Annotated in this window: 7 protein-coding genes and 1 pseudogene; 4 read left to right on the plus strand and 4 right to left on the minus strand. The window is 38.9% G+C overall.

Annotated features, from left to right (window positions below; all coding sequences use genetic code 11):
- Window positions 1-161 precede the first annotated feature (161 nt).
- On the plus strand, window positions 162-1559 hold the full coding sequence (locus tag IPO27_17600; GenBank protein ID MBK8848247.1) for a M20/M25/M40 family metallo-hydrolase: 1398 nt from the start codon (window positions 162-164) through the stop codon (window positions 1557-1559).
- Here IPO27_17600 and IPO27_17605 read toward each other — a convergent pair.
- Complete coding sequence (locus IPO27_17605; GenBank protein MBK8848248.1) at window positions 1556-3235, minus strand: DUF4080 domain-containing protein; 1680 nt, start codon at window positions 3233-3235, stop codon at window positions 1556-1558. The genes IPO27_17600 and IPO27_17605 overlap by 4 nt on opposite strands.
- A 126-nt stretch (window positions 3236-3361) precedes the next feature.
- Between IPO27_17605 and IPO27_17610 the strand changes: the two genes are divergently transcribed.
- The gene (locus IPO27_17610; GenBank protein ID MBK8848249.1) at window positions 3362-4405 is read left to right on the plus strand and encodes an Omp28-related outer membrane protein; all 1044 of its coding nucleotides are present in this window, start codon (window positions 3362-3364) and stop codon (window positions 4403-4405) included.
- A 49-nt stretch (window positions 4406-4454) separates the two neighbouring features.
- Here IPO27_17610 and IPO27_17615 read toward each other — a convergent pair whose 3' ends face one another.
- Complete coding sequence (locus IPO27_17615) at window positions 4455-5108, minus strand: hypothetical protein (GenBank protein ID MBK8848250.1); 654 nt, start codon at window positions 5106-5108, stop codon at window positions 4455-4457.
- A gap of 9 nt (window positions 5109-5117) precedes the next feature.
- Entirely contained in the window at window positions 5118-5774 is a 657-nt protein-coding gene (locus IPO27_17620) for a DUF2461 domain-containing protein (GenBank protein ID MBK8848251.1), read from the minus strand.
- Between the two features lie 115 nt (window positions 5775-5889).
- On the opposite strand from IPO27_17620, the gene IPO27_17625 reads away from it, so the two are divergent.
- Window positions 5890-7914: a hypothetical protein gene (locus IPO27_17625; GenBank protein ID MBK8848252.1), complete on the plus strand. Its 2025-nt coding sequence runs from the start codon at window positions 5890-5892 to the stop codon at window positions 7912-7914.
- A gap of 104 nt (window positions 7915-8018) precedes the next feature.
- Here the strand turns inward: IPO27_17625 and gmd are convergent, their stop codons facing one another.
- On the minus strand, window positions 8019-9134 hold the full coding sequence (gene gmd / locus IPO27_17630; GenBank protein MBK8848253.1) for a GDP-mannose 4,6-dehydratase: 1116 nt from the start codon (window positions 9132-9134) through the stop codon (window positions 8019-8021).
- Window positions 9135-9772: 638 nt separating this feature from the next.
- On the opposite strand from gmd, the pseudogene IPO27_17635 reads away from it, so the two are divergent.
- Window positions 9773-9898 (plus strand): annotated as a pseudogene (locus IPO27_17635) (adenine methyltransferase).
- Window positions 9899-12370: the final 2472 nt, after the last annotated feature.

The raw sequence follows: 12370 nt of genomic DNA on the forward strand, positions 1-12370 counted from the left end.
TGTTGGTTGCTCCAGCTATCATATCCAATATGATAGCATAACAACTCAATTTGCATTTATATACAGTTGCAGGTAAATCGTATTAGTTCATAAGGAAACGTTAATGACTTTCTTGTTTTTAGATTTTAAATTTTACCTTTATCCATCAAAATAAAAATTCAATGCTTAAGAAATACCTCATCATTATATTCCTCTTTTTATCAAGTAACATACAGGCGCAAGTCAAGGATTCTTCTGTAATAAGAAGTATCTATAACGAAGCTCTTGTAAATGGCAAAGCATATGACTGGCTGAGCCAGCTATGTTATGATATTGGCCATCGTATAAGCGGATCGCCACAAGCTGCCAAGGCAGTAGCATGGGCTGATAGCTTGATGCAGCAACAAACGTTCGACCGTGTATTTAAACAAGAATGCATGGTACCACATTGGGTGCGCGGCAAGAGCGAGACAGCGTATATGGTAACCGATACAGAAAAGCAACCATGCGCCATTCTGGCTTTGGGAGGAAGCATTGCAACCCCAGCAGGAGGGCTCAAAGCGCCTGTGGTAATGTTTAACAGCCTGGATGAGTTGAAAAATGCAGGCATGGCTGAGTGCCGCGGTCGTATTGTGTTTATTAATGGTAAAATGGATCAAAAGAACATACGCACTTTTGTAAGCTATGGACATTGTGTTGGGCAGCGCTGGGCAGGAGCTGCCACAGCTGCAAAAAAAGGGGCACTGGGAGTTGTGGTGCGCAGTGTAGGCTCAAGTACCGATGATTACCCACATACCGGAAGCATGGGATACGAAGAAGATGTTGAAAAAATTCCGGCTTGTGCCATAAGCACCCTTGCAGCAGATAGGTTAGAAGCCGCCATGCATGATAAGCAACCTGACGAAGATGTGCAATTCTTTTTTGAGCAAAATTGCGAAATGCAACCCGATGTAAAATCATACAATGTAATTGGCGAAATAAGAGGAAGCGAATTTCCGGATGAGATAATTGTAGTTGGTGGTCACCTCGACTCATGGGATGTTGGTCATGGAGCACATGATGATGGTGCCGGGGTGGTACAATCAATAGAAGCATTGCGAATATTTAGGGCATTAACACTGAATCCGAAGCGTACCATACGCTGTGTACTCTTTATGAATGAAGAGAATGGTGGGCGCGGTGGAGCCAAGTACGCAGAACTTGCTAAACTGAATAAAGAAAAAAATATAGCAGCCATTGAAACCGATGCAGGTGGCTTTACACCACTCGGCTTCACGTTTAGTAATGATAGCATCAAAGCACATCAAGTGCGATTGTGGAAAGAACTTTTTCCAAAATACCAACTTTATGATTGGGAAGGAGAGGGTGGTGGTGCCGATATCAATCATTTGCGTGATCAGGGAACCCTCATGATTGGTTTATCACCCGACTCGCAGCGATACTTCGATTTGCATCATACCGCGGCCGATACTTTTGATAAAGTTAATAAACGCGAGTTGCATTTAGGTGCTGCTGCATTGGCGTCATTAATTTATCTGCTCAGCGAGTACGGAGTAGGAAATAGTAATAGCAAGTTTTAATTGTTGCTTGCAATAGGCAATATTGCTTCTGCCTTTGTAGAAATTACTTCAGGATAACCTTTCCCATCAAATTTGAGAATTATAATTTCTCCTTCTGTATCTGTTCTGTTTTCAGTTTTATAAATCACGAAGTTAAAATCAAGTTGCAGAAAGATGTAACGGTAACGATGTACGTTCAGTTTCTGTTCGTTTATTATTCTTTCTTGATTTTGCTTGTCAGCAAAATTTCCATAGGCTGCACCAGGTCGCACTTTATGATTTAGGTAATAATCTATTGCAACAAGTTGATGCAGTATGTTGTCGTTATAGGCAAAAACAAAGTCATTTAGAACCTTATAAATATCCCCTAATTGATGACCATGATTTCCAAGTTGTGATACAAACAGCTTTCCTAATCCAAGCAAAAAATCAAAAACATCATAGTTTTTGCAAACATATTTTAATGTATTAATCGCCCTTTTCTTATTCCAGTATATTTCGAGTGCATGCTCAAGCTGGGTTAATTGTAACAATTCGTTTTTCGACAAGAAGTTACTTTCTATTAATTGGTAAGGGGGATTTTCATCAAAGGCAAAACCATGCTCAGTAGCTTTCATGCGCACCGGTGTGCCTTTTAAAAATTTTAAAAATCCCAATTGCAGTTCAGGTGGTTGTATTGCCATCACCTCATTAATGCTGTGCTTTATATCTTCCCAATAGTCATGTGGCAAACCAACTATCAAGTCAAGGTGCATCTCTATTTTATCCTGCAATTGCAGGATTACTGTTTTGGTCTTTTCAAAATTTTGCTTGCGGCTAACCGCAAGGTTTGCTTTTTGATTCACGGTTTGTATGCCTATTTCAAAACGAAACACACCCGGTGGTACTTGAGCATTTATAAATTCGATTATTTCGGGGTGTACAATATCTGCCGTAATTTCAAATTGAAAAATATTGCCGGGCTTTCTATGGTCAAGAATAAATTTAAAAATCTCAATAGTAAAATCTTTTTTAACGTTAAACGTTCGGTCAAGAAATTTTATCACCCGGCCATGCTCCATCAGGAAGAGGAGGTTACGCTTAATACTATCCATTGATAGTTGGCGAACTTTATTGTCAAGGCTTGCCAGGCAAAATTCGCATTTGTAAGGACACCCACGCGATGTTTCAATATAAAGTATTTTATGTTTTAATGCCTCCATATCATCATATTGATATGGAAGTATATGGTCATAGTTACATAAATCAAAAATGGTTGACTCCGGAAAAAAAACTATTTCTTCGTTTTTTTTATAAGCCAGTCCGGGAATATTTTCCGGGTTGAGTTGATTTTTTAGAAACAGCGAAAAAGGAATTTCGCCTTCTCCTACTATGATATAATCAATGCAAGGTCGTAACAAAACAGCATTAAATTCATAGCTAACCTCTGGGCCACCCAATAGTATTTTTATGGCCGGGTTAAGTTTCTTAAGCTTGGCAGCAACCTCCAGTGTTTGGGTAATATTCCAAATATAACAGCTAAAGGCTACCAGGTCGTAGTGCTTACAAGCTTCAGCAATTTCATCTACAGGTAATTTGATTGCATATTCCTTCCATTCCAGACCCTTATAATGCCTGTTTAGCTGATATAGCAGCCTAATAGCCAGATTGGTATGAATATATTTGGCATTAAGCGTAGTAAGTAAAATGTGCACCATGAAACTTTTGCTGTAAATATACGTCTAACCCTGCATTAACTTGTACAACCTTTATTTTTTTAAAAACTATGGTTTTGAGTGAATTATTTATTACTTAGCAGTCTTAATTTTTAAAGCAAAATATTAATGAAAAAAATTCTTCTTTACTCAGCAATGTTTATGCTGGTATTATCTGCATGTCGTAAAAAAGACAAATGCGAAATAACTGCCGGCTTTTCTACTACGTACGATTCTATTAATGGCAAAGTAACATTTACGAGCACCTCATCGGGTGATGTAACTGCTTATGCATGGAATTTTGGTGATGGAACTACCGGCAGCGGTGCAAGTGTTGTTAAGGCATTTACCAAAAGCGGTACCAAGAATGTGTCGCTAACAATTACTGGTTCTGAGAGTAGCTGTACTAATAGTACTTCGCGTGCAGTTTCGGTTCCATTAAGCATGATTGCAATTGAACAAAAGAAACGTGCCATTTTATTTGATTTTTCTGAAACATGGTGCCCTCCTTGCGGAAGCTATGGCGGCCCAAGTTTTGACAGTTGTATTGTGTTAGAGAACTCGAAAATTTCTTTAATGAAAGTTTATGGCTCTTCTCAACCTAGCAGCATGAATTTTGGCACACCGTATAATAGCATGAATTCTGCATTTAATGTTTCAGGAGTACCAACATTTTTTGTAAACGAAACCGAAATGTTTGGCGGTGGTGGTGTTTCAGCTACCATATCTTATAATGTAAATTGGGTAAAAACGAAGGCAGATGCATTTGCCACAGGCACGGTGGATGCCGGTCTTAACCTGGGAATGTCAATTGTTGGAGATACCATTGTTGCCGAGTCAACAGTTAAGTTTTTTACTGCGCAGGCTAGTGGCGATTTCCGCCTGGCTTTGTATGTAGTAGAGGATGAAATTATTGCCTCGCAATCTACAGGTACTGGTGTTGTTAGCAACTATGAGCACCGCAATCTTGCTCGCGCATGTAATGCTACTACCTACACAGGTGCCAAGCTTAACAATAGTATTGCAGTTACGGCAGGACAAAAGTTCAGCACAACACATAAGTTTGCAATTAATTCAGCTTGGAAAAAAGATCACCTGAAATTGATTGGTGTAATTTATAAGATGAATGGAAGCAAAGGAACGGTGGTAAACTCATTAACCTTTAAGCAATAGTTATTAGGTAATATAATATAAAAAAGGCCGCTCCAACTGAGCGGCTTTTTTATTTACTTACTTTTATTTCGCGAGGCCAAATACTGTCGATAATCTCGCTAAAAAATAATTTTACACCTATCGAGAACGTAAAGTTGCTTACGCGTGTATCTATATCGGGATTGTTTTTTAACATGGCCCTGTAGCCAATGCCAAATCCTACGCCTACCCACCGCATTACTTTATAATGCCCGCTTATGCCAGGCTCTATCAACAATATTCCACTTTCAAAAGCGCGGTCTTTTTTTCCTTTACTTACAAAGTAAGTAAAGTATGATTTGCCAATTCCAATTTCAACAGGTATCGAAACCTGCCAGGGGTCTTTTTTATAAATTATATATTCAACACCGGGAGCGTAATACAATAGTTGTAAATTAGCACGTACCAAGGTATCCTGCAGATTAGCGAGTCTTACTTTTTTTACTTCTACGATATCGGAGATCAACTTATACCTGGCAAAAGAGAATTTAATCGTATTATCAAAAGATAAGCCCACCTTGAGCCCTGAAAGGTCAGCTGTTGCTCCTTGTACGAAACTATTGCGCGACTCAAATCCACCATATACCGATGGGCGTTTTTTTAGTACGCTCGATAGGGATTGTCCTTGCAGGATAACGCTACAAAACAACAAGCAAATTAGTAAGTAATAATTTTTTTTGTTCACCAATTAAAACTATTCCAATGCGGTATTAATGAATTGTAAAAAGGGAGTGATAATCTTGTACCCGTCAGCAATTTCTTTAACAAGTGTTTTACCGGTAAGTTGAGCATCATTAATCTTGTGAGAAAAAATATATGAGGTTAACTTTAGCAACTCAATATCAGGATGTGATTTATCGTAACCCTTAGGAGGATTGCTTAAGCGATGATTTTCAAGCTCGCCCCAATAATTTTGGAATTTTTTATTTGCGATAATTTTTTTGAAATCAGTTGTATTGTAATCTATTTCCTGTCTTATTTTTTTTAGCAGTGGAGCATCTGGTTGCCACGCACCTGCGGCCATAAATGAACCTCCGGGTTCAATATGTATATAAAATCCTGTAGTTTTGTTTTCCTTGCCACCCTTGCTTATAATGGCACCCATATGTGATTTGTAAGGCGATTTATCTTTACTAAAACGAACATCGCGGTATATACGAAACACGGTTTTTTTCGAATCAATATCTTTTAACGAAGCATCAGTTTTGGAGCATGCCTTAAGCACTTCTTCCATAAGTGATTCTACTTCCGACTTCATTAATAAAAACGTGGGTTTGTTTTTTTCAAACCATTCGCGATTATTATTTTTCTTTAACTTAACAAGAAAATCAAGCGTGACTTTGGATAACATATAAATGTTTTTTTGTGCAAGGTAAAAAGGAAAATCTTACAAATTTCTATTTCATAGTAATCATCAGCGATAATTTTTCTACATTTAGCTATTCAAAAATTAAAGTTTATCAATCATGAGAAAATCTATTCTATTTATGGGTGCTATGTTCACTTGCCTACTATGCTACTCGCAGGGAGGTATATGGACATGGGTACATGGTAATTCAACATTAACCACTGCAGATGTATATGCTACTTACGATACCTATGACCCCGCCAATGTGCCCGGTATGCGCTACGAGGCAAGTTACTGGCAAGATAAGGACAAGTGTTTGTGGGTAATGGATGGTGATGTAAATTGGGATTCGGTTGCCTTGTGGCAATATAATCCGTATACCAATTTATGGAGAATGAGAAAGAGGTATAGTAATGCCATTGTTTTTGGAGCGATGGGAGTGCCATCGCCATTTAACTCGCCCGGCAAAAGACAAATAGGCTCTGTAACTTGGGTCGATCAAAATGGTGGATTTTGGGTAATGGGTGGTCTTGCCGGTGGTAGTGATATGTTCCGACTTGATACAGCAACACTTGAGTGGACCTATATGCGTGGCAGTTTTAGTCAAAAGTTTCCGGTGTATGGTGTGCAGGGAGTACCAAGCACAACTAATGAACCGGGTGTGCGTACTGAGTGTAACGCAAGCTGGGTAGATGCGTTTGGCGATTTATGGGTGTTTGGTGGGCAGGTAGGAATTGGCGGTCCACAAAATGATTTGTTCCGATATAATCACAATACCAATGAATGGACATGGATGAAAGGAGATACGATTAATAACAGCACCCTGTTCAGCTATGGAACGAAAGGCGTTTCGGCAACAACTAACTTGCCTCGTGCCAGAAATTGTTACCAAAAAAGCATATCGGCCGATAAGTTGAAATTTTATTTTTTCGGAGGCTCAGGAGCTAATGGAATGTTTAGCGACTTGTGGGAATATAACAGCCTTACCAACAACTGGACATGGGTTGCAGGCAGCAGCAATGTAAACCAAATATCAGCGCCTCCTGCAAGTTGCGCCCTCACCAATACTTTTACGCCATACTGCCGCAACGAAAATAAAGCGTGTGCAACAGATGCATGTGGTAATTTTTGGATTTTTGGTGGATGGACAAGCGGGGGAAGCGGCAATTGTAGCGATGTCTGGATCTATTATCCCGACTCTGCAAAGTTTAGTTACGTACGTGGGCCTGCCGCAGGTACCGGTATTTGGGGAACCAAAGGTGTGGCAAGTCCGCTAAGCTATCCTCCCGGGCGTGGAGGTGGCCTCGCATTTATCGATTCGCTTGGGCGATTTTTTATTTATGGTGGATTAAACTTTAACGATGTTTGGAAATTTGAAATTGATACCGCATGTTACATTGCATGTGCACCACAAAGTGCGGCACCCATTGCAAACTTTAGCAGCAGCGATACCATCCTTTGCGAAAAATCGTGTATCGATTTTAATGATATGTCGCTTAACAGCCCAACTACATGGTATTGGCAATTTACGGGCGCGCAACCCGATACTTCGGTTTTGCAAAATCCTACTAACATTTGTTTTAATAATTATGGAACGTATACGGTTACGTTAACAGCTACCAATGCCAATGGGCAAAGTGTAGCAATTAAAAATGCATTTATTAACGTGGTTGCTAATCCTCCAAAGCCGACCATAACGGTAAGTAACGATACTATGTATAGCTCGTCAGGAGTTACCTACCAATGGTATTTTAATGGTCAGCCTATACCAAATGCAACCTTGCCTTATTATTACTATACGCAAAATGGACCCTATTATGTTATCATAACCGATACAAATGACTGTGCAAGTGCGAGCGACTTAATAGCAACCGCAATTGGAGAAAACGCAAGTGTTTTTGGAGCATTGTCTATTTCGCCAAACCCTGCACAATCATCGTTATCAATTACGTGGAACCATGTTTTACTACAAAAGGCAATACTCGAAGTGTACGATTCAAAGGGAACACAGTGCAAGATGGAGATGCTTGAACCCGGATTGTTAAATTATAATTTGCTTATAGAAAACCTGCAGAATGGCCTGTACACACTGATATTGAGCACAGGTGATGAAAAACTAAAAAGGACTTTTGTAAAACAGTAAATGCAGTGGGTTAACCTACTGCGCGTATGCTCAATAAATTTTATCAGGAATTAAAAGGCTGCAATAAAAAAAGTGATGAACAACATGGGTTGATTCATCGGTTATCACGTCTCGTGATAATTAATTACATTATGTCCACCTTCTTTCAAATACTTATCGCGGCTGAATAATGAAACATCTGAAGCCACCATTTCACCTACCAATTCTGCTAGCGTATATCGTGGTTCCCAACCTAGTTTTTGTTTTGTTTTAGTGGGGTCACCAATCAATAGGTCCACTTCGGTTGGGCGATAGTAGCGTTTATCTATTTCCATAACTAATTGCCCTTGGGGCAATTGATATTCGGCTTTGTTACATTTAACTACATATGCTTTTTCGTTTTCATCTTTACCTTCAAAACGTATTTCTATTCCAACCTCACCAAAGGCCATGCGTATAAAATCGCGCACACTGGTTGTAGTGCCTGTTGCCACTACATAGTCATCGGGAGTATCTTGTTGTAGCATCATCCACATGGCTTCTACATAGTCGCGTGCATGTCCCCAGTCGCGTTTGGCATCAATGTTACCCATATACACTTTTTGCTCAAGCCCAAGGGCTATGCGTGCCACGGCACGAGTTATTTTGCGCGTAACAAATGTTTCGCCACGTAAAGGCGACTCGTGGTTAAACAGGATACCATTTACAGTAAACATGTTATATGCTTCGCGATAATTTTTCATAATCCAGTAAGCATACAACTTAGCCACAGCATAAGGTGAACGAGGGTAAAAAGGAGTAGTTTCTTTTTGTGGAATTTCTTGAACCAAGCCATACAACTCCGAAGTGGAGGCCTGATATACTTTGGTCTTATCGGTTAGGTTAAGCATGCGTACAGCTTCAAGTACGCGCAGGGCGCCAATGCCATCGGCATTGGCCGTGTACTCAGGTGTTTCAAAACTCACTTTTACATGCGACATTGCGCCAAGGTTGTAAATCTCATCGGGTTGTACCTCTTGCACAATGCGTATAATATTGGTGCTATCGGTAAGGTCACCATAGTGCAATTTAAAGTGCACATCTTTCTTATGAAAGTCTTGATATAGGTGGTCTATACGCTCTGTATTGAATAAGGAGCTCCTGCGTTTAATACCATGAACCATGTATCCTTTTTGCAGCAAAAACTCGGCAAGGTATGCGCCATCTTGCCCTGTAACTCCGGTGATGAGTGCGGTTTTCATCCTGTTTGATTTATTTAATTGCAAAGAAGCGTAAATTAATTCAGTATAAAAAATACCGGTTGTATTGGAGATATAGTTTGTGGTTTTTGAATTTGTGCCAGTCTTTTTTACTACAACACAGGACAAAAACAATAGTGCCGTTAGGTTAAAAATTGATTCCAATTAGTCCTGACAGAAGTCGCATTTGCCTTTTAGCAGCATTGGTCATATCCATTTATTACCACTGCAATATTTTATTGGAAAAAGGAAAGTTAATGAAAATATGATTGATGAAAGGGAGTTAAATTAACTAAGAAACTAATGGGTAAGGGAAAATGTACCTTTATAAATCTTTTGCATTACCAATTGAAATTTTTTTGATGATGGAAAATATTTAGCAATAAAAATTTGGTTGCATTAAAAATAATATATATTTGCATTACGCTCTTTGAAAAAATCTGTACTTCTTTTTGAAAAAATCTTTCTGCATCGAGAAGTAAACTCGTTTGATTTTATTATCATGCTTCTCAACGCTGCCAAGTGTTGCTTTTATTTTTGATTTACCCACTGTTCAAGATATTTTTAATTATGCGAGTTATTAAGTCTTATTATTAAATACAAAAACTATGAGCACACAAAATTTAAAATCAGTGTTAGGTGTGTGGAATACCACCGGACAACTTAAAGCAGCACAGCACAGCGCAGCACAGCACAGCACAGCACAGCACAGCACAGCACAGCACAGCACAGCACAGCACAGCACAGCACAGCACAGCACAGCACAGTTTGAAAAATTAATAAAGTTAGCATGTTTATTTTTATTTTTCAATACAAATATTTTTGCACAACAACTACAGCATTGGTCGCTTCCAAATGGTAATTCAATAAATTTTACCCCAAACTCCGCTACCTTAATTAATTCCCTTTATGATAATGGAAACCCATCATCAACTGTTGACAGGTTTTATAATTGCATGCATAAAGCTGACGGCACGCTATGGTTTTTTGTGAACGAAGAAGGCGTATTTGATGAAAACGGCAATTTGTTTTTTAATTTTAATGCTGTAATTGGTCAAGGTGGACATGTTGAGCAGAGATTTCTAAACATGTCGGAGATTGGGATAGTGCCAATTCCGGGATACTGTGATAGGTTTTACATAATTGGTGGTGGATGGTATTACTATTTTGAACCATGCAACAACTACTGGTCCGGACCATTTGATTTTAGTAACTTTGACAAAGTAGGCAATGCTCCCGTTGTGCCATCTGCATACGCCACCGGTGTTGCAATTAGTAATATCAGGTATGCTCCCTATACACATTATATCGTGATTTTACATAACGAGCAACAAATTTCTTTTTACGAATTAAATACAAACGGCTTTACACATATTGGCGAGTTGCATTGTAACAATTTCAATTTTTTGGCCGAGTGGTTTAATTATAGCCCAGAGTCAGAATGTGTAGATCTTCCAAATGGAAATATCCGATATGCGGTTGTTTGGCCAAAAGGTCAAAATGGCCCCGATAATATTAATGATGTGCGCATATTAATCGCTGATTTCAATTTCGGGGCTGCGCCTCCTTATTCAACACCAACTAATTTTCATGTAGGTTATGAAATGGCTAATTCAAACGCACTTCCTGGTGGGCCGCTAATTGTGCCAATGGGACTTGAATTTAATAATGATGGTAGCAGGTTATTTTTAACTGCAAATACTTTTAATGGTAACCAGCCCTCTTTATATTATTTGGATTTGGCAAGCGGATTAAATTCAGTTACAGAAAACATCATTCCTAACAATACCATAGACAATCAATGGAGTACTCTTGAACTTGCACGTGATGGAAACATCTACCTAAGATTTGATAACACCCTTGCCAGAATAACTGATATTAATACTACTCCCATCTACAATCCTAACTTTGGCACTAATATATCGCAAGCAGTGAATACTCATCCTTTAGGACTGATTCTAACTGATAATGTAGCCTCCTCAGATCAAATTGATGGCTTTAATATGAATGATGCAATTGGCTCGGTTCCGTTTTTTATAAATAATGTGGATTGGGAAAAAATATGCACCAGCCTGCCAGTTAATTTAAATGCACCATCTGGATTTTGCTCCTATTTATGGTCTAATGGTAATACTACATCCTCTACTGTAGTATATGTTCCAGGTACTTATACAGTTACAGTAACATATGGGTGCAATAGTACTTTTACGTCTTCGGTTATTGTTGCTAACTTTCCTCCAATTAGTTTAAATGTTACTAGCACAAAGTCTTGCTCAGGTCAAGCTACTGGTAGTTTAACTGCAAATGCAACAGGAACTGGCCAGTTACAATATTTATGGAGTAATGGAGCAACAACTTCTACAATAACAGGGCTACCGGCAGGAGTTTATTCTGTTCTTGTAACAGATTTTAATGGTTGTAAAATGGGGCAATCGGTTGTAGTAGGAAGTTTTCCAAATTTTTCAATTGTGCCTTCGTCTATCGCTGATTGCTCAGGAAGTGGAGGCATTATACAATTAAACATGGATAATTTAGGTACATACACATTCCTTTGGAGCAACGGACAAACCACCAATCCAATAACATCCTTATCAGCAGGAACATATACATGTACCGTTACAGATATTAATGGTTGTACTAAAACAATTTCAACCGTAATTTATGACTTATCGGAAGCCAATCCAATTATTTCTGGGTCAAGTTATACAGGCTGTGATGAATCTGCTGGCGGCTTACAAATCATTGACCTCACTATAGACAATTATGTAAATGACCCCAACTATGTATATACATGGTCAATAAGTGGTGGGCCAACCTTAACAGCAAATGGTGGCACAGCTACAGTGGTATGTACCAATGGCATCGGAGGCACGGTTACAGTTACATTAAGTGCATACGGTTGCGATTATACCTCTTATTATTACATACAAGATTGCTGCGAACCACTACCTGCGGAAATTGGAACTGAATTAATCATAACCGATGTCAATTCATCCTCATTAGCTTTTGGCAATGTCACTCAACTTGGCCCTGTTTATATTAATGGTACGTTTACCGTTGACAATAGTTTTAGTTTTACATCCTGCCCATTAATTAAAATGGCTCCGGCAGCACGCATTGTAGTTACCAACCAAGGATACCTGAATATTAATAATTGCACAATGCTTGCCGGTTGCGAAAAAATGTGGTATGGAATAATTGGACAACACGGCTCGCAAGTTGTAGTTGTAAACAGCACC

Source organism: Bacteroidota bacterium (genome assembly GCA_016714535.1).
Classification (GTDB): Bacteria; Bacteroidota; Bacteroidia; order AKYH767-A; family OLB10; genus JADKFV01.